General features: G+C 39.1%; 18 protein-coding genes. 17 read left to right on the forward strand and 1 reads right to left on the reverse strand.

Annotation, left to right across the window (positions count from 1 at the left end):
- Nucleotides 1–21: 21 nt before the first annotated feature.
- The 10 genes from FRX51_RS00860 to FRX51_RS00900 all read left to right on the forward strand — a co-directional run bounded on the left by FRX51_RS00860 (nucleotide 22) and on the right by FRX51_RS00900 (nucleotide 10,393).
- Nucleotides 22–543: a hypothetical protein gene (locus FRX51_RS00860; RefSeq protein WP_146460042.1), complete on the forward strand. Its 522-nt coding sequence runs from the start codon at nucleotides 22–24 to the stop codon at nucleotides 541–543.
- An 83-nt stretch (nucleotides 544–626) separates the two neighbouring features.
- A complete protein-coding gene (locus FRX51_RS00865) occupies nucleotides 627–1,001 on the forward strand; it encodes a DUF1149 family protein (protein ID WP_146460044.1) in 375 nt (124 codons plus the stop codon).
- Between the two features lie 2 nt (nucleotides 1,002–1,003).
- Complete coding sequence (locus tag FRX51_RS00870; protein ID WP_146495019.1) at nucleotides 1,004–1,858, forward strand: DegV family protein; 855 nt, start codon at nucleotides 1,004–1,006, stop codon at nucleotides 1,856–1,858.
- Nucleotides 1,859–1,871: 13 nt separating this feature from the next.
- Nucleotides 1,872–3,080, forward strand: a complete 1,209-nt coding sequence (locus tag FRX51_RS00875; protein WP_146495021.1) for a CCA tRNA nucleotidyltransferase — start codon at nucleotides 1,872–1,874, stop codon at nucleotides 3,078–3,080.
- Nucleotides 3,073–4,938: an ABC-F family ATP-binding cassette domain-containing protein gene (locus tag FRX51_RS00880; RefSeq protein ID WP_146495023.1), complete on the forward strand. Its 1,866-nt coding sequence runs from the start codon at nucleotides 3,073–3,075 to the stop codon at nucleotides 4,936–4,938. Before FRX51_RS00875 ends, FRX51_RS00880 begins: the two co-directional genes overlap by 8 nt.
- A 149-nt stretch (nucleotides 4,939–5,087) precedes the next feature.
- Nucleotides 5,088–5,210, forward strand: coding sequence for a hypothetical protein (locus tag FRX51_RS05860; protein WP_261379605.1), 123 nt, complete (start codon nucleotides 5,088–5,090; stop codon nucleotides 5,208–5,210).
- A 71-nt stretch (nucleotides 5,211–5,281) separates the two neighbouring features.
- Nucleotides 5,282–7,057, forward strand: coding sequence for a DUF262 domain-containing protein (locus FRX51_RS00885; protein WP_146495025.1), 1,776 nt, complete (start codon nucleotides 5,282–5,284; stop codon nucleotides 7,055–7,057).
- A 162-nt stretch (nucleotides 7,058–7,219) separates the two neighbouring features.
- Entirely contained in the window at nucleotides 7,220–8,446 is a 1,227-nt protein-coding gene (locus tag FRX51_RS00890; protein WP_146495027.1) for an efflux RND transporter periplasmic adaptor subunit, read from the forward strand.
- A 13-nt stretch (nucleotides 8,447–8,459) separates the two neighbouring features.
- Nucleotides 8,460–9,146: an ABC transporter ATP-binding protein gene (locus tag FRX51_RS00895; RefSeq protein WP_261378946.1), complete on the forward strand. Its 687-nt coding sequence runs from the start codon at nucleotides 8,460–8,462 to the stop codon at nucleotides 9,144–9,146.
- Nucleotides 9,147–9,160: 14 nt separating this feature from the next.
- Nucleotides 9,161–10,393: an ABC transporter permease gene (locus FRX51_RS00900; protein WP_146495029.1), complete on the forward strand. Its 1,233-nt coding sequence runs from the start codon at nucleotides 9,161–9,163 to the stop codon at nucleotides 10,391–10,393.
- 70 nt (nucleotides 10,394–10,463) lie between these two features.
- Here FRX51_RS00900 and FRX51_RS00905 read toward each other — a convergent pair whose 3' ends face one another.
- Nucleotides 10,464–11,102: an MBL fold metallo-hydrolase gene (locus FRX51_RS00905; RefSeq protein ID WP_146495031.1), complete on the reverse strand. Its 639-nt coding sequence runs from the start codon at nucleotides 11,100–11,102 to the stop codon at nucleotides 10,464–10,466.
- Nucleotides 11,103–11,162: 60 nt separating this feature from the next.
- Between FRX51_RS00905 and FRX51_RS00910 the strand changes: the two genes are divergently transcribed.
- The 7 genes from FRX51_RS00910 to whiA all read left to right on the forward strand — a co-directional run bounded on the left by FRX51_RS00910 (nucleotide 11,163) and on the right by whiA (nucleotide 19,540).
- Entirely contained in the window at nucleotides 11,163–13,622 is a 2,460-nt protein-coding gene (locus FRX51_RS00910; RefSeq protein ID WP_146495033.1) for a bifunctional DnaQ family exonuclease/ATP-dependent helicase, read from the forward strand.
- 37 nt (nucleotides 13,623–13,659) lie between these two features.
- Nucleotides 13,660–14,133, forward strand: coding sequence for a DUF5590 domain-containing protein (locus FRX51_RS00915; RefSeq protein WP_186603304.1), 474 nt, complete (start codon nucleotides 13,660–13,662; stop codon nucleotides 14,131–14,133).
- On the forward strand, nucleotides 14,130–15,311 hold the full coding sequence (locus FRX51_RS00920) for a pyridoxal phosphate-dependent aminotransferase (protein WP_146495037.1): 1,182 nt from the start codon (nucleotides 14,130–14,132) through the stop codon (nucleotides 15,309–15,311). Before FRX51_RS00915 ends, FRX51_RS00920 begins: the two co-directional genes overlap by 4 nt.
- Nucleotides 15,312–15,332: 21 nt before the next feature.
- Nucleotides 15,333–16,679, forward strand: coding sequence for an asparagine--tRNA ligase (gene asnS / locus FRX51_RS00925; protein WP_146495040.1), 1,347 nt, complete (start codon nucleotides 15,333–15,335; stop codon nucleotides 16,677–16,679).
- A gap of 92 nt (nucleotides 16,680–16,771) precedes the next feature.
- A complete protein-coding gene (gene rapZ, locus FRX51_RS00930) occupies nucleotides 16,772–17,659 on the forward strand; it encodes an RNase adapter RapZ (protein ID WP_146495042.1) in 888 nt (295 codons plus the stop codon).
- A complete protein-coding gene (locus tag FRX51_RS00935) occupies nucleotides 17,656–18,651 on the forward strand; it encodes a YvcK family protein (protein ID WP_146495044.1) in 996 nt (331 codons plus the stop codon). The genes rapZ and FRX51_RS00935 overlap by 4 nt, the downstream gene beginning before the upstream one ends.
- Nucleotides 18,629–19,540, forward strand: a complete 912-nt coding sequence (whiA, locus tag FRX51_RS00940; protein ID WP_146495046.1) for a DNA-binding protein WhiA — start codon at nucleotides 18,629–18,631, stop codon at nucleotides 19,538–19,540. The genes FRX51_RS00935 and whiA overlap by 23 nt, the downstream gene beginning before the upstream one ends.
- Nucleotides 19,541–19,607: the final 67 nt, after the last annotated feature.

Below are 19,607 nucleotides of genomic sequence, written 5' to 3' on the forward strand. Positions count from 1 at the left end.
TTTTTATGATATAATAAAAAAATGAAAACAATTGAAACAGTTTATAGTAATCATGCCGAAAAACCTTATATTGCACCAGAATATGAGCAAGAATTGTTGGAAAAACCTATTGCCAAATGGGCAATGGAGCGAACGGAAGAAGGCTTGTTGCCTGGTCACATCATTATGTTATGGCGTGTGCATTTTGGCACCTACACGACAGACTACCCACATCACAAATATTTTGCGACAACCTATGGTATTGACGCTCAAAAAGAGTTGGAATTTTTAATCAAGCAGGGTTATGTCAAAATAGACAGTGCGTTTGATTCGTTGCGCCATTTGCCAGCAGGTAAACTAAAGCAGTGGCTAAAAGAAAAAGAGGTTGCTGGTTTGTCAAAAATGAAGCGAGCTGATCTAGATCAAGCCATGATCATTGCTTATCAAGAAGATGAATTGGCCAAGCAGTTTGATTTGCGTGGGTATTCGCTTTCGGATAAGGGCGATAAAACCCTAGCCAAATACCCTGAGATTATTGCCAAACACCCTCAGAAAAAATACTAGACTTGGGTGGATTTTGACCTTGATTGAAGAATAAACGGTCCTATGCTATACTAGATTATATTGAAATCAAAGAGGAGAAGATGATGGAATTAGTTCGTGAAAAAGTATTCTTAAACCAGTATCATTATGATGCTCGTAATTTGGAATGGGAAAAAGAAAATGGTACTCCTGAAACAAATGCTGAAGTGACTTTCCAACTGATTAAGAAAGATGAAGAAAAAAATGAAACAACAATTGTTGCTGTATTACAGTCAATTATTGTTAAGGAAGAATTTGTTTTGACAGCAGTTGTGTCACAAATGAATTGCATTAAAAATCGAATCATCAACGAACCAAGTGAATTTTCACAAGAAGAGGTTCAAAGTTTAGCAGCACCACTATTGGATATGCTCCAACGTTTGACCTATGAAGTAACCGAAATTGCACTGGATCGTCCAGGAATCACATTGGAGTTTTAGTCATGAAGTTAGCCGTTATTACGGACTCGTCAGCTTATTTAGAACCAAAAGTTAAACAAGCTCAAAATCTATTTTGTTTGGATATTCCCATTATCATGGATAAGCAGAGCTATGTTGAAGGGAAAAACTTGTCATTGGATGAGTTTTATCGTTATTTAGCAACGGCGACTGATTTGCCAACGACCAGCCAACCAAGTTTATCAGAGTTAGTTGCCACTTTGGAACAGCTAGTAGCAGAAGGCTACACACATGTCATTGGACTCTTTTTATCTAGCGGTATTTCGGGTTTCTGGCAAAATATTCAGTATCTTATTGATGAGTATGACCAACTCACTCTAGCCTTTCCAGATACCAAGATTACCAGTGCCCCCTTGGGTAGTTTGGTGGCCAATACTTTGATGTGGGCTGAGTCAGGACAGACTTTTGACAGCATCTTAACTCGTCTGGAACAACAAATTGAGCAAACAGGTGCTTTTATCATGGTGGATGATCTGAATCATCTTGTGCGTGGTGGTCGTCTGTCAAATGGCAGTGCTTTGTTAGGAAATCTACTCAATATTAAGCCTATTTTGTATTTTACAACTGAAGGTAAGATTGAGGTGTTTGATAAGGTTAGGACTGAGAAAAAAGCACAAAAGCGTCTGGTGGATATTTTAGAAAAACAAATGACTGATCAAGACTATGAGCTATTTATTCTCCATTCTAATGCACCAGACAAGGTGGAAAAGTTGCAAGGCCTTTTGGGAGAGCAAGGCTATAATATAGAACAAATAAAAGTAGTGCCTTTGAATAGTGTGATTTCCACCCATGTGGGACAAGGAACGATTGCTCTTGCTTTAACACCACATATCTTATAGTGAAAGATAAAACATGAAGATTATAAATGATTTGCCTTCTGAATTTCAGAAGGCTTTACCGATATTACAGAGAATTCGTCAAGCTGGTTATGAAGCTTATTTTGTGGGTGGCAGTGTTCGAGATGTTTTTTTGAATCGCCCTATTCATGATGTCGATATCGCCACTAGTGCTTATCCTCAAGAAATTAAGAAAATATTTGAGCGAACCATTGATATAGGCATTGAGCATGGTACTGTTTTGGTCTTGACGGATCATGGTGAGTATGAAGTGACAACCTTTCGAACAGAAGATGTCTATGTGGATTATCGTAGGCCTAGTCAGGTATCCTTTGTTCGCTCTTTGGATGAGGACTTAAAACGCCGTGATTTTACGGTAAATGCCTTTGCCTTAAATCAAGACGGTCAGTTGATTGATCGTTTCAATGGTCTAGCGGACTTAGAACAAGGTTTATTACGCGCTGTGGGTCAAGCCAGTGAGCGATTTAATGAAGATGCCTTGCGCATTTTAAGAGGCTTTCGTTTTGCAGCTAATCTTAATTTTGACATTGAAAAAGACACCTTTGCAGCCATGACGGCCTGTGCCCCTCTTTTGACTAAAATATCGGTGGAGCGTTCGTTCATTGAATTTGATAAATTATTGACAGCTCCTTACTGGCAAAAAGGTTTGCAAGCTTTTATCGCTAGTCAAGCCTATCTTTATTTACCAGATTTGGCTCACAAAAAGTTGGCTTTGACTCAGATGCTAGCTGCTCTGCCAAGTGAGTTTCAGTTTAAAAATTCTGAACAGGCCTGGGCTTACTTGTTGGTCAACTTAGAAGTAGATGTGAAACCTTTTTTGAAAAAATGGAAAACCTCAGTCCAGTTTCAAAAGACTGTTACTCAGCTAATTAACATTTATAATGACCGTGCTACTAAACCACTTACGCAACGACAGGTTTATGACTATGGCTATGCTCAGTTAATCCTAGTAGAAGAACTCCGACAAGCCTTGGGGTTGGTTGTTGATTTTGATAGTATTTGGCAATTAAATGACAGTTTGATCATTCATGATAAACATGAAATTGTTGTCAATGGAGGGGATTTAATGAAAGAATTTCAACTCAAGGCAGGTCCAATTCTGGGGAAATTGTTGACAAGGATTGAAGATCAAATTGTTATGGGAAATTTACCAAATGATCGAGTGGCCATTTTTGAGTTTGTAAAAGGAGAGCTAGATGAGTGATTTTTTAGTCGAACAGTTAACCAAGAGTGTGGGAGAAAAGACCGTTTTTAATCGGATTTCCTTTATTATTCATGAGCAAGATCGGATTGGTTTGATTGGCGTGAATGGTACAGGTAAGACGACGCTCTTAGATGTTTTATCAGGGCGTTTGGGATTTGATGGCGACCAGTCACCTTTTCGTAAGGCCAATGATTATCAGATTGCTTACCTAACGCAAGAACCCAATTTTGATGATCAAACGACGGTCTTGGATACGGTATTGTCGTCAAGCCTGAGAGAAATTCAGCTCATTAAGGAATATGAACGGTTAATGGCGGATTATAATGAAGCTAAGCAGAGTCGTCTTGATCAGCTCATGGCAGAAATGGATGCCCTAGATGTGTGGTCGATTGAAAGTGAAGTTAAGACCATTCTTGCTAAATTGGGTATCATGAATCTACAAGAAAAGGTGGGTAATCTTTCTGGTGGTTTACGCCGTCGAGTCCAATTGGCCCAAGTCTTACTAGCTGAGGCAGATTTACTCCTATTAGATGAACCAACCAACCACTTAGATATTGACACGATTGCTTGGCTGACTAATTTTCTCAATCAAAGTAAAAAAACCGTTCTCTTTATTACCCATGACCGTTATTTTTTAGATAATGTAGCGACTCGAATTTTTGAGTTGGAACAGGCGGATTTAACAGAATATCACGGGAATTATCAAGATTATATTAGATTAAAGGCTGAGCAAGATGAACGAGATGCTGCTAATTTACATAAGCGTCAACAACTCTATAAGCAAGAATTGACTTGGATGAGACGTCAACCTCAAGCTCGAGCGACCAAGCAACAAGCTCGAATCAATCGTTTTCATGATTTGAAAAAAGGTTTGCAAACCAACCAACAAGCAACTGATTTGAGTATGACTTTTGAAACAACTCGTATTGGTAAAAAAGTGCTTGAGTTTCAAGAGGCGAGTTTTTCTTTCTCAGATAAGGTCATTTTGGACAAGTTCAATCTTTTGATTCAAAATCGAGATCGCATTGGCATTGTCGGTGATAATGGTGTTGGAAAATCAACTCTGTTGAATCTCATCAATGGCGATTTAACTTTATCCAGTGGACAACTCATTGTTGGGGAAACCGTTCGAGTGGGTTATTTTTCACAACAATTCAAGGATATGGATCCAAATAAGCGAGTCATCAATTATCTACAAGAAGTGGCTGAAGAAGTCAAAACCGATGTGGGAACAACCAGTATCACGAATCTATTGGAGCAATTTCTCTTTCCTCGTGCCAGTCATGGTAGTTTGATTGGGAAACTATCTGGTGGTGAGAAAAAACGCCTGTATCTGTTGAAGATTTTGTTAGAAAAGCCAAATGTTTTATTATTGGATGAGCCTACCAATGATTTTGATATTGCGACCTTGACCGTGTTAGAGCAATTTTTAGCAGATTTTTCAGGTCCAGTTTTGACGGTCAGTCACGACCGTTATTTCTTGGATAAGGTTGCCAATAAGATTTTAGCCTTTGAAGATGGTCAGATTCGAGAGTTTTTTGGAAATTATACGGATTATTTGGATGAAAAGGCTTTTGAGACCAGCTATGAACAAGACGTGAGTAAACTCGAAAAGCCAAAGATTGAAAAAAGTAAGGATAGTAAAAAACGCTTATCTTATTTTGAACAAAAGGAATGGGAAACCATTGAGGAAGACATTAGTCAGTTAGAAGATGAGATTTCTGCTATTGAAGAAGCCATGACCAAGTGTGGCAGCGACTACGGTCAACTCGCAGAGTTACAAGCTCAATTAGATGAAAAAAATGAACAACTCTTAAACAAGTATGAACGTTATGACTATTTGAGTGAGTTGGTATAATAGTTTATCAAGAACCACCAAAATGGCGGTTCTTTTTATATTGTTGAAAGAAGAAAAAATTAAAATATACTTACAGTATTTTTTAATCTAAGTAATTGACTTTGTCAATTACTTAGATTAAGTCACTATTGGGAAAGGAGGTGAACTAAATGGGAAATTGGTATGTTGTTGATCAGTTTGGTAATGTAGTTATGGGACCTTTTATGGATAAACAAACGGCAGAAAATATGGCTGGTGGCAATCCATCTTACACTGTTGTTTATAAAGGGTAAGCTGTTTTTGCTGATGAAAAATTCTCCTTTGTGAGAATTTTTTTATTGAATTATTTTGAGGAGAACAAAATATGGTAAGAAATGATATTAAGCCAGATTTGCAGAATATTGAAGATTATTTTAGTAAGCGAAGAGAATTTTATATCCCAAGTTATCAGCGTCCCTACGCTTGGCAGGTGGGACAGTGTGAGCAGTTGATTGAGGATATTAAGAATCATCAAGAAAACTTTAGTGCTGATGAACAGGATAACTATTTCTTTGGTGCGGTATTGATCGCTCAAGAATCTGGGGAAGAGCATGAAATTTCCTTGATTGATGGTCAGCAACGAACAACAACCTTCATGTTATTGCTCAAGGCAGTTTTGTTGAAATTAAAGCAGGAAATCTCACATTTATCAGAAGAGTCTTTGGCAGATGCTAGATTATTGGAAGAACTTAAGGGCTTAATAGCTAGAACGGTCACTATGCTATATAATTTATCAGATGAGGATGCCTTTAACTATCGTCGTGGTCAACATGACTTGCAAGACCATCAAATCAAATATAAAAATGATTCGATTTCCGAACTTTATGCTAGTGATTTGAATAGTATTTTAAGAGGTGAAGACCTGTCAACCATTGAGTATAGCGTGATTAAGATTAAAGGACGACGCAAGGACAATAAATACACCAATTTTTATAAAAACTTCCGTTACTTTTATCATTATTGTCAACCGTTGACCAACACCCAAATTAGGGATTTTGCAACTCATCTACTCTCTCATTGTCAAATTATTACCATTACCAGTTTCAATACGGATCAAGCCATCAACATTTTTAATTCCTTAAATGGTACTGGTCTGCCTTTGACAGCTATTGAAGTTTTGGTGTCTCGAGCAACGGCAGTATCTAAGGACAGACGTGATTTTGAAGCTTCTTGGAAGGACTTGGTTCAACGGGTGGATCAATCATCTTTGGACTTAAATTTGCTCATGACTTATTATATTTTTGTGAAATTAGCTAAAGAGCAAAAAGAAACTAATAACCGAGGGATTCGTGCCTTCTTCAAAAAACGTGCCTATCTTTTGAAAGAAGATCAGATCTTTATCAATGAGTTAAACCAAATTATAAGCAATTGGTCGAGTTTTGAGCAAACCGAATTAGGTCAGATTATGGGAAGATTTTATGGTAATTTTAGACCCTTTGTTTCGTCTTACCTCTTTTATCGCTCGACAGATAGTCGTTACTTGAGTTATTTACTACGTCTGGCTATTCTTTTGGATGTGACAGATTTTTCTTACAGTCACTCTATTTTCAAAGGATTTTTGGAAAAAATCAATCTTAAATATAGCCAAGTTGACACTTACAGTGAGTCTGATTTGATTCAGGAGGTTAAAGACCACATTGCTCATCACTTTACTCCAGAAGATATTAGAAGTCGCCTGTTGGAGAGTGGCCTACCTAAAACGTTGGTTTTTGTTAATGACTACCTTTACAGTCAAGAGCAAGGCTTACCTTTCAAATTAGATGGCTTGGTTGATGTCGAACATATCATGCCTCAGAGTGGTCTAAATCGTGAATCGATTATGCGAGATGCAGGTTTTGTTGACCAAGATGAATTTTATAGCTATGCGGAAAAATTAGGTAACAAGATTTTATTAGAAGCAGAAATTAACCGTGGTATTGGTGATGCTTGGTTTAGAACCAAAAAAGAAAACGAAGTGACAAGTGGTCAGGGTTACCGTGGCAGTCGTTATCATTTAGCACAGGCTTTATCTGGGTATGAAAAAGATACTTGGGATAAGGAAGATATTGAAAAAGCAACGGAAAAAATCGCTAATCGTTTCGTTAATTTCCTGTTTAATTAACCAAATACAACTTCTCAGTTTAAAACTGGGAAGTTTTTTGTGGATGGAAAAGATAGTGTAAATTTATAATGAATTTAACAGCCAATCATTGACAAGGATTTTTCAAAACTTTATAATTATATTATATAACTCATACAAGGGTACGAGATAAGGAGGGATTTTATGTCAAGAAAACATAGAAAAAAAACGTTGAAGAAGAAAAAGTGGGGTCTGGTTAGCCTAGGGCTTTTAGGCCTAATTGGTTTTGCGGGAGTTACCTATTTTAAAAATAATCAAACTTCTAATGTTGCCTCAGATAATCTTTATAAGATTGCTAATGTTAAAGAAGGGTCTTTAGCATCTGCGACCTTGTTATCTGGTACTGTCAAGGCCTTGTCTGAACAGTATGTTTATTACGATGCCAGTAAGGGAACAAGTGCTACTGCCACTGTAGCTGTTGGTGATCAGGTCACAGAAGGTCAGCAGTTGGTGCAGTATGATATTACCAAGGCTCAGACCGACTATGACACAGCTATTCGTAACTTGAATAAGGTTGCTCGTCAGATTGAGTACTTGAGAGCTTATGGCAATCTCCCAACAACCAATACGACCACAGATCCAGAAACGGGTGAAACTTATACGATGACAACACCACCAACCATGCAGGCCACAGCTAGTTATGAGCAGCAACTCCAAGACCTTAATGATGCCTATGCTAATGCCCAGGGAGAAATCGATAAAGCTCAAGCTGCCTTGAATGAGTCGGTGATTACCAGTACTGTTTCTGGTACAGTGGTTGCGGTCAATAACAATATTGATCCTGCCTCCAAGACCAGTCAGAGCATTGTTCATGTTACGAGTGAGGGACAATTGCAGGTAAAAGGAACGCTGACGGAGTATGACTTAGCCAATATTAAGGTTGGTCAAGCTATAAAAATTAAATCTAAGGTTTATAGCGATAAAGAATGGACAGGAACAATTGCTTCGATTTCGAATTACCCCAATCCAACGGAAAGCGGCTCAACCAATTCGACCCCAACTTATAATTACACAGCTGATATTACAAGTGATTTAGGTGACTTAAAGCAAGGCTTTACTGTTTCCGTTGAAGTCATTAACGATAAGAAAGGTTTTGTTGTTCCAATTGGTGCACTTGTCGTTGAGGGAGATAAATCTTATGTCTGGGTTTATGATGAAAATAATGGAACAGTCGCTAAAAAAGAAGTCAGCATTGGTAATGCTGATGCCCGTTCGCAAGAAATCAATACAGGCTTAGAAGTTGGTCAAGTGGTTGTAACCAATCCAGATAATAAATTAAAAGACGGTCAAGTGTTGGAAAGTGTTGCTTCTGAGGACACAGAAGGCGATGCTCAGGCTGACAGTGAGGGAGGAAGTTCAAGTGAAGGATAGACCGAAAGCTTTGATGACCTTAAAGCAAATCACGAAGTCTTATCGCAGTGGTGAAGAGGAGTTACAAGTACTTAAGGGAATTGATCTAACGGTTTATGAGGGTGAATTTTTAGCGATTATGGGGCCATCTGGTTCGGGTAAATCCACTTTGATGAATATTATTGGTCTTTTAGATGCGCCAACAAGTGGTCTTTACCATTTGGCTGATAATGAAGTAGAAGATTTGCCAGAAGTGGAGTTGGCACAGGTCAGAAACGAAGAAATCGGTTTTGTCTTCCAACAATTTTTTCTCTTATCCAAATTAAATGCCCTTGAGAATGTCGAACTTCCCTTGATTTATGCTGGTGTGGGAGCAAGAAAACGACGTGAGCTAGCTGAGCAATTTTTAGAAAAAGTCGAGCTTGCGAATCGCATGTACCACATGCCGTCTGAAATGTCTGGGGGACAAAAGCAACGGGTGGCAATCGCGCGTGCCTTGGTTAACAATCCCTCAATTATCCTAGCTGATGAGCCAACAGGAGCTCTTGATACTAAAACCAGTAATCAAATCATGGAATTATTGACCCAGCTCAATAGAGAAGGCAAGACGATTATCATGGTTACGCATGAGCCAGAAATTGCTGACTATGCAACTAGAAAAATTGTCATTCGTGATGGTGAGATTACAGCAGATACAACAGACAGTGTAAGAATTGAGTAGGGAAGGAGGAATCAATGCAAAATTGGAAATTTGCCATTAGCTCGATTTTAGGGCATAAAATGCGATCTTTCTTGACCATGTTGGGGGTTATCATTGGTGTGGCTGCTGTGTCAGTGGTTATGGCTATTGGTACAGGTGTGACTAAAAGCATTACCAAACAAGCGTCACAATTTCAACATGATGTTAGCTTGTTTTACCAGAAAAAAGGGGATAATGCTCTCTTTCCAGAAGATGTGTCGCCAACTATCAAACCCCCTTTGATTCGAGAAGAGTGGTTAGAACAAATTGTTCGAGAAATTCCTGGTATCAGTGGTTATTATGCGACAAATACGACAACAGAAGCTATCTCTTATCAGAATAAGAAATCTAGTAAGGTAACTTTAACAGGAGTCACTAGCACTTATTTTGGGATAAAGAAATATAAGATTTTGGCAGGTCGCCAACTGGGCGTCTCAGACTACAGTCAGTTTTCTCGCTTAATTATGATTGATAAGGTCTTGGCAAAAAAATTATTTTCTTCGTATGAAGAAGCCCTTAATCAAACCGTTGATGTTGGCAATAAGCAATACCGAGTGGTCGGTGTTTATAAAGATCCCGCAGCAGGTTCAGCCAGTTATGGAGCGACTTCAGAAGGAAACGCGATCTTAGCCAACACGCAACTAGCCGCAGAATTTAATGTTGATGAGATTGGTGCAGTTAATTTTTATGTGCCAGATGTCTTACAGGCTAGTGAGCTAGGAACTCAGGCGGCTAAGCGTTTAACCGAGTTATCTGATGCCAAAGAAGGTGAGTTTACCATGTTTGATATTTCTCAAATGTTAGAATCAATCAAACAGCAAGTTGGCACCATGACCATGTTTATTGGTTTTATTGGTGGAATTTCTCTTTTTGTCGGAGGAATTGGTGTCATGAATATCATGTTGGTATCCGTAACTGAAAGAACGCGAGAGATTGGTCTTCGCAAGGCTTTGGGAGCAACTCGCCGTAATATTTTGGTACAATTTTTAATTGAATCTGTCGTGTTGACGATTTTAGGTGGTTTCATTGGATTGATTATTGCTTATTTGTTTACTTATGCCTTGGGCAATATTGAAGGACTGGTTGCTAATCTTGGTAAGCCAGAAATATCCTTGGCTACTGTTTTTGTTAGCATTGCTTTTTCTGCCATGGTTGGTATTATCTTTGGTGTTTTACCAGCCAATAAGGCAAGTAAGTTGGATCCAATTGAAGCCTTGAGATATGAGTAGTAACTTTAGTTTGATAGTTTAGATAATGTATATCAAAAAGTCCTTAACAAATTTGTTAAGGACTTTATTTTTATTTGATGAAAAAGGGGTTGAAACTTTTTTCATGACCAATGGTTGTACTCCACCCATGACCTGGATAGACAGCGTAATGGTTAGGTAGAGTAAAAAGCTGGGTGGTTATACTGGTGATGAGTTGGTCAAAATCACTGGTCGGTAAATCGGTTCGACCGATAGACTCTTTGAAGAGAGCGTCACCAGAAAAGACGATTTCTTCTTTTGGAAAAACAAAAGAGACCCCACCATGAGAATGACCAGGCGTTTCAAGAACATAGAAATGAAACTCGCTTAGGTTATAGGACTGTCCATAATCAAAATAATAATCAGCAGGCTTAATCATAACATCCGCCATATCATCATGACGACTAAGGCCTGAAAGATTTTGATGAGGTGTATAAAGCCAACTTGATTCTTTTTCTGACACATAGACAGGTGGTTGGTTGAAATTTTCTCGAACCACATCAACCCCCATGATGTGATCATAGTGGGCATGAGTGAGTAGGATGGCAGCGACGGGTTTGTTGATTTCTCTTAATTTTTGACAGATGAAGTCTGTATCACTACCAGGATCAATAATAAGACAAGCCTTGTCATTGACTAAATAATAGGTGTTTTCACGCGCAAAAGTATTAACTGTTTTTATAATTTTCATACATCTAGTCTATCAAAAAAACCTCAATTTGGCGATTAAAAATGATATAATAGAGGCACTATGAAAGTGAATAAGCTGCGCAAGTACGCCGTTGTTGATTTGGAAGCAACTGGAACGGCGATTGATTCTTCCATTATCCAAGTGGGGATTGTCATTATTGAAAACGGACAAATCACAGAAACCTTTGAAACAGATGTTAATCCTCATCAACCCTTGGACGAACATATTATTAGTTTGACAGGCATTACAGATGAGCAGCTGTCAGTTGCTCCAGAGTTTTCGCAAGTAGCTAGTCGTATTTATGAGTTGATTAAGGATGCTATTTTTGTTGCTCATAATGTTAAATTCGATGCCAATCTATTAACAGAGCAACTCTTTTGGGAAGGGTATGAACTTCGTCAACCACGAGTTGATACAGTCGAATTAAGTCAAGTTTTTTTTCCAACCTTGGAAAAATATTCTCTTGCCCAGTTAGCCAGTGCTTTGGAGGTTAAACTTAATCAAGCGCATACGGCGATTGCAGATGCACGAGCAACGGCAGAAATTTTTTTAATGCTACAAGAAAAGATTAGACAGCTTCCCCAACAGACCTTGCAGGTCTTAAAGACTTTTTCACATCATCTCCTTTATGAAAGTCATCTCATTATTGATGAAATTTTGGAAGAGAAGATGAGAGAAGATGACCTTGATCAGTATGAGTTGGTTGAACATCTGATGTTGAAAAAAATCTTATCTCTAGCTAAGGAAAAAGAGTTGGCTAGACATTTTACTGATAATCTAAAGACTTTGGGCTTAGATGTTAGACCGAAGCAAGAAGCATTTGCTCAATTGATTGAGCAGGGCTTGGCATTGCCAGAGCCAAGTTTGATTCAAGCCCCAACTGGAATCGGAAAAAGTTTAGGGTATCTTCTTCCCTTACTTAGTCAAGGTTTCAAAGAGCAACTGGTTGTTGCCGTACCAACCAAGACGTTACAAGATCAACTTTATTATCAAGAGGCAGCATGGCTAAGAAACTGTTTTAACCTAAGCAGTCAGAGCATCAAGGCTGCCAGAAATTATATTAAACTGGAATCCTTCCAAAAGAGTCTGGAAACTCCTGAGAGCAACCGTTTATTGAATCGTTATAAAATGCGTGTGCTTGTTTGGTTGGCTGAAACGCAAACGGGAGATTTAGATGAAATTAGACAACAACAAGGGATGGAGCCATTTTTTGAAGCCTTACGACATGATGGGCGTTTAGATGTGTACTCACCTTTTTATGAAATGGATTTTTGGCGACGTGCTCAAGAAAAAGCTAAAACTAGTCGTCTTTTGATAACCAATCATGCTTATTTGTTAGAAGAAAGTAAAGAGCGTCAGAATTTTATCACGAACAAGGTGCTGGTGATTGATGAAGCGCAGGCTATGTTGGCAACTTTGGAGGCACAAACTCATCAGCGTCTAAATTTAACTCAATTGCTGAGTCAAATAAAGTTGTTACTAGACGAAATAACTAATCATTTGCAACAACGCTTATTAGAAAGTCTGCAATTCGAACTGGAACAAGTGGTTAATGGCAACGAGTCATACTGCCAAGAGCAGTTGGAACTACGTTTGCCTAAGCTACGTCAAGATCTGTCTGAATTGGATCTTGTTGCATTACAACCTTTGGCTAAAGCCTTATCCGAAGATTTTCCATTGGTTTGGCTAGAAAAAGATGAACTAAATGAGCCAGACCAAATCATACTCCATAGTAGCCAGAAAGAGCTGGTTCGACTAACTGAACTTATCAAACCGAAGAAACTTTATTTAATTTCATCCAGTTTGCAGATTAGTCAGGACGTTAATCTAGCCGACCTGTTACAACTAGAAAGCTATCACTTTGAGCGTTTGCCTAGTGAACGAACAACAACACAACACCTCTATTTACCAAGAGATTTACCAGATATTCGTTCCTTATCACAGGAACAATACGCCCTATTTTTAGCTGAAAAATTGGTCCAGTTAGTCCAACTTGATTACCCTATTCTAGCCTTGTTTACCTCAAAAAAAATGATGTTGAAGGTTTCTGACTTATTAGACGAAGTTGAAGTTAATCATCTTTGTCAATATAAGAATGGTCAACCTTTTGGCTTGAAAAAACGTTTTGACCGTGAAAAAAATGGGCTATTGTTAGGAACGGGAACCTTTTGGGAAGGGGTAGATTTTAAAGAACAAGACCGCTTATTAACGGTCATTACGCAGTTGCCTTTTGAGAACCCTAAGGATCGTTTTAGTCAAAAAATTTATCGAGAGTTGGAACAAAGGGGACAGAATCCTTTTATGAGTTATACGCTACCTATGATGCTCTTGCGTTTAATTCAGGCCTTTGGTCGTTCCCAGCGCCGTCCTGAGCAAAAGTCAGCTATTTTGATTTTAGATCAACGGCTGTTAAGTCGTTCTTATAGTTCTACTATCTTGGATTATTTAGAAGATAATTTTCAAATGGAGCAGGGAAATTTCATAAAAATTCTGCCAGTAATTGCAGAATTTTTGATATAATAGAATGAGTATCAATCATAAAAAAGAAAGGAAAAGTATGGACAGAACGATTCCCTTATATAAACAGTATCTTTTTGGTTTTGTTTTGTTATTGTTTTCCTTGTTTTTTGCAGTGATGATTATGGCTTATTGGGCTATGCGTCCTCATTTGCTAGCTAGTCAGCAAGCAAGACAAGTAGCCCAAGAAGTTGCCCAATTAAAGCAGACGAATCAGGTAGAACGTTACAGTGGTGAAATGACCTATTACACTATTTATGGTCAAACTCAAGATGACCAAGAGGTCATTGTTACAATTAACCAAGAAACTGGTCAGGTTTATATGGTGCCACAAAGTACAGGCTTGAGTAAGGAAGAAGCAGTAGCCAAGGCTCAAGACTATGGTGCAGGTACTATTGATAAAGCAGTATTTGGTCGTTATCAAGAACGGTCAATCTGGGAAGTTAAGTCAGACAAAGCCTACTATCTGATTGATTTTACTTCAGGTGAGTTAGTGAAAAAGGAGGGGCTATGAGCAAATTAGCCAAGCGAATCCAAGCCATGCAAGAAAGTGCCACCTTAGCTACTGGTGCTAGGGCACAGGCTTTGAAAGCACAGGGCAAGGATATTATTGACTTGACACTAGGACAACCTGATTTTTCAACGCCTAAAAATATTGGTAAACAAGCCATTGACAGTATTGTAAGTGGTCAAGCGAGCTACTATACCGTAGCCAGTGGTTTACCAGATTTGAAATCTGCGATTACAAGCTACATGAAACACTATTATGGTTATGAGGTGTCGTCAAAGGAAATTGTAGCCGCTACTGGAGCTAAATTTATCCTATATGCCTTTTTTATGGCTGTCTTGGATGAGGGCGATGAAGTGCTTATTCCTACACCTTACTGGGTATCTTATGCTGAGCAGGTCGTCTTGGCTCAAGGTCAACCCATTTTTGTTGAAACTAATGAAACCAATCAGTTTAAGGTTACAGTAGCTGATTTGGAACAGATGGTCAGTTCGCGGACGAAAGTTTTGCTGTTAAATACACCATCCAATCCAACGGGAATGGTTTATAGTCGTGAAGAGTTATTGGCTATTGGTCGTTGGGCGGTGGAGCGAGATGTTTTAATTTTAGCTGATGATATCTATGGGCGCTTGGTTTATAATGAAACAGAGTTTGTTCCAATTTCCAGTTTATCTGAAGCCATTCGGCAACAAACTGTCGTGGTCAATGGGGTGTCTAAGACCTATGCCATGACAGGTTGGCGAGTTGGTTTTGCAGTTGGAAATGCAGCCATTATTTCTGCTATGAGTAAGTTCATCAGCCAAACCACATCTAATTTGACCACAGTTGCTCAATATGCAGCCATTGAAGCTCTAACTGGTCCACAAGATGAGGTTGAAAAGATGTGTCAAGCTTTTGAAGAGCGTCTAAATACCATTTATCCACTTATCCAAGAGATTCCAGGTTTTAGTTTAATTAAACCTCAAGGTGCCTTTTATCTTTTTATCAATGTCAGTGAAGCCATGAAACTAAAAGGCTATGAGCAAGTTGTTGATTTTACCAATGATTTACTTGAAAAAACGGGTGTGGCCCTTGTTGCAGGTGAAGGGTTTGGTGCACCAAATCATATTCGTCTAAGTTATGCGACAGACTTAAAGAGTTTAACAGAAGCCGCTAAACGCATTAAGTCTTTTATGGAAAATTAAAATAGAAAGAAAAGAAAAATGATGTCAAAAGATTATGTTGCAATTATTGATGTGAAAGATCATGTTGGTCAGGAAGTGACCATCGGTGCATGGGTAGCTAACAAGTCAGGTAAAGGAAAATTAGCCTTTTTGCAATTACGAGATGGCACAGCCTTTTTCCAAGGTGTTGCTTTTAAGCCTAATTTTATTGAAAAATATGGTGAAGAAGACGGAACAGCCAAGTTTGACGTGATTAAACGCCTTAGCCAAGAAACGTCTGTTTTGGTAACAGGTATCGTTAAAGAAGATGAACGCTCAAAATTTGGTTATGAACTGGATGTGACTGACTTGGAAGTAGTTGGAGAAAGTGTGGATTACCCAATTACACCAAAAGAACATGGAACAGATTTCTTGATGGATCACCGTCATTTGTGGTTACGTTCACGTCGCCAAATGGCTATCATGCAAATCCGTAATGCTATTATTTATGCAACTTATGAATTTTTTGACCAAAATGGCTTTGTCAAATTTGATAGCCCAATCTTATCAGGAAATGCAGCTGAAAATACGACAGAACTGTTTGAAACAGACTACTTTGGCAATCCAGCCTTTCTAAGTCAATCAGGTCAGCTTTATCTAGAAGCAGGGGTTATGGCCTTGGGTCGAGTATTTGACTTTGGTCCAGTTTTCCGTGCTGAAAAATCTAAGACACGACGTCATTTGACTGAATTTTGGATGATGGATGCAGAGTATGCTTTCATGAGTCATGAGCAGTCACTTGATTTACAAGAGGCTTATGTTAAAGCCTTGATTCAAGGGGTATTAGACCGTGCACCTCAAGCCTTAGAAATTCTAGAACGTGATGTTGAAGCGCTTAAACGTTATATTGCAGAGCCATTTAAGCGTGTGTCTTATGACGATGCTATCAGTCTTTTACAAGAGCATGAGGCGGACGAAGATACAGATTATGAACACATAGAGCATGGCGATGATTTTGGTTCACCACATGAAACGTGGATTTCTAACTACTTTGGTGTGCCGACTTTTGTGGTCAACTACCCAGCTAGCTTTAAGGCCTTCTATATGAAACCAGTTCCAGACAATCCAGAGCGTGTCTTGTGTGCGGATTTGTTGGCACCAGAAGGCTATGGTGAAATCATTGGTGGTTCGGTTCGTGAAGATGATTACCAAAAATTATATGACAAGATTGTAGCAGAAGGACTAGATCCTAAGGATTATGCCTTCTATCTTGATTTGCGTAAATATGGATCAGTTCCTCATGCAGGTTTTGGTCTAGGCTTGGAGCGTATGGTGACCTTTGTGGCAGGAACGAAACATATTCGTGAAGCCATTCCATTCCCACGCATGTTACACCGTTTGAAACCATAAAAAGATCGCTTCGGCGATTTTTTTCGTTGCTTGTCGTCGGATATTCTTGATTTATGCTATAATGTAGAAAAGATAAGGAAAGGAGTGTTGTCATGAATAAAGGCCTTGATTTAGTGATTGTGACAGGAATGAGTGGTGCAGGTAAAACCGTAGCTATCCAATCCTTCGAAGATCGTGGCTACTTTACCATTGATAATATGCCACCGGCCTTGGTCCCCAAATTTTTAGAGTTAATTCAACAGACTGATGATTACCAGTCTGTCGCCTTGGTCATTGATATGCGTAGTCGTCTTTTTTTCAAGGAGATGAGCCAAATTTTAGACCAGCTAGAAAGGAATGCTCAGTTAGCTGTCAAAATCCTATTCTTAGATGCAACAGATAGTGAATTAGTTGCCCGTTATAAGGAAACGAGACGTAGTCATCCCTTGGCAGCAGACGGCAGAGTCTTAGATGGGATTAGCCGTGAACGTGAGCTGCTAGCTCCCTTGAAAAATCTGAGTCAACATGTTGTTGATACTACCGAATTAACTCCTCGTCAATTACGCCAAACCATCCTCGATCAATTTTGCCAATGGGATGATCAATCAGGTTTTCGTATTGAAGTGATGAGTTTTGGTTTTAAGTACGGACTTCCTTTGGATGCAGATTTGGTTTTTGATGTTCGCTTTTTGCCTAATCCTTATTATCAACAATCCTTACGCGAGCAGACTGGCTTGGATAAGGCGGTGTTTGATTATGTGATGACGCAACCCCAGTCCGAGCAATTTTACCAGCATTTACTGGCAATGCTAGAGCCGATTTTACCGTCTTACAAGGCAGAAGGCAAGTCAATTTTGACACTGGCTATTGGTTGCACAGGTGGTCAGCATCGCAGTGTGGCTTTTGCTCATAGATTATCTCAAGATTTGTCGAAAAATTGGTTGGTTAATGAAAATCATCGTGACCGTGAACGACGTAAGGAAACGGTGAATCGCTCATGAGAAAACCCAAAGTAACCGTTATTGGTGGTGGAACAGGCATTCCAGTCATTTTGAGTAGCCTTCGCCATGAAGATGTTGATATTACAGCTATTGTGACTGTTGCTGATGATGGCAGCTCATCAGGGCAACTGCGTTCAGCCATGAAAATTTCACCACCTGGCGATCTTCGCAATGTTTTAGTGGCCATGAGTGATATGCCCAAATTTTACGAGCAAATCTTCCAGTATCGTTTCCAAGAAAATGATGGGCCCTTGGCAGGTCATCCCTTGGGTAATTTGATTATAGCAGGTCTGTCAGAAATGCAGGGGTCAACCTATAAGGCTATGCAAATTTTGACCCAGTTTTTCCATACAACAGGTAAGATTTATCCTGCTAGCGACCAGCCTTTGACCCTACATGCAGTTTTTCAAGATGAACACGAAGTGGTGGGAGAGAGTAGCATTTCAGATTATCAAGGTATGATTGATCATGTTTTTGTCACTAACACTTATAATGATGACACACCAAAAGCCAGCGATCAGGTGGTTAAGGCTATTATGGAGAGTGACTTGATTGTCTTAGGCCCTGGTTCACTCTTTACCTCCATTTTGCCAAATCTCGTGATTCCAGAAATCCGTGAAGCACTTTTGGTGACACAAGCAGAGGTTGTTTATGTTTGCAATATCATGACCCAGTATGGTGAAACGGAGCATTTCAAAGACAGTGACCATGTTGCCGTCTTGAATCGGCACTTGGGACAAGATATTATTGATACCGTCTTGGTTAATGTCGAGCCTGTTCCTAGTGGCTACATGAATAGCCATGCTTTTGATGAATACTTGGTGCAAGTGGAGCATGATTTGACAGGCTTACAAAAACTAACCAAACGAGTGGTCGCTTCTAACTTTCTTCGTTTGAAAAATGGCGGAGCTTTTCATGATGGCAATCGAGTTGTGGCAGAATTGATGCAGTTAATTAAAGGAAGACAAGATGAGTTTTACCACACGAATTAAAGAAGAAGTTTTAGGACTTCCCCAACCTGATAAGGCACAACTAGCAGCACTTGTAAAAATGTCTGGTAATTTGAGCCTGACTGCTGACGGCTTAACTCTTTCAATCATGACTGAAAATGCTAAAATTGCTCGTCATATTTATGAACAGTTAGTGGCTTATTACCACATTGAGCCAGAAGTTTCCCATCATCAAAAAACCAATTTGAAAAAAAATCGTGTCTATTTGGTGGTGGTGAGTGAGGATGTGTCACAGATTCTAGCCGATTTACAATTAGCCGATGCTTTTTTTGGTCTGTCAACAGGTATTGAAAAACGTGTCTTATCTGATGATGATGTGGGGCGCGACTATCTCCGCGGGGCTTTTCTAGCCACAGGAACGGTAAGGGATCCAGAATCTGGTAAGTATCAACTTGAAATATTTTCGGTTTATTTGGATCACGCCCAAGACTTAGCTCAACTCATGCGTAAATTTATGTTAGATGCCAAGGTTTTGGAACATAAAAATGGTGCGATTACTTATTTACAAAAAGCAGAGGACATTATGGATTTTCTGATTGTGATTAAGGCCATGGAAGCTTGGAGCAGTTTTGAGGAGATTAAACTGTTACGGGAAACACGCAATGACCTTAACCGTGCCAACAATGCTGAAACAGCTAATATCGCTAAAACCATCACAGCCAGCATGAAAACCATTAACAATATCATTAAAATTATGGATAATCTTGGCTTGGAAAATTTGCCCTTGGAATTGCAACAAATTGCTCAAGTAAGAGTGGCTCATCCTGACTACTCTATTCAGCAGATAGCCGATAGTTTGGATTTTCCCTTGACCAAAAGTGGCGTCAATCATAGGCTGCGTAAGCTCAATAAGCTGGCAGAAGAGCTATAACTAAGAAAACTAGCCAATAATTTGACTAGTTTTTTTATTTTTCTTGAAAAATTTACAAAAGATGATA

The organism is Streptococcus sp. sy010, assembly GCF_007859175.1.
Taxonomy (GTDB): Bacteria; Bacillota; Bacilli; order Lactobacillales; family Streptococcaceae; genus Streptococcus.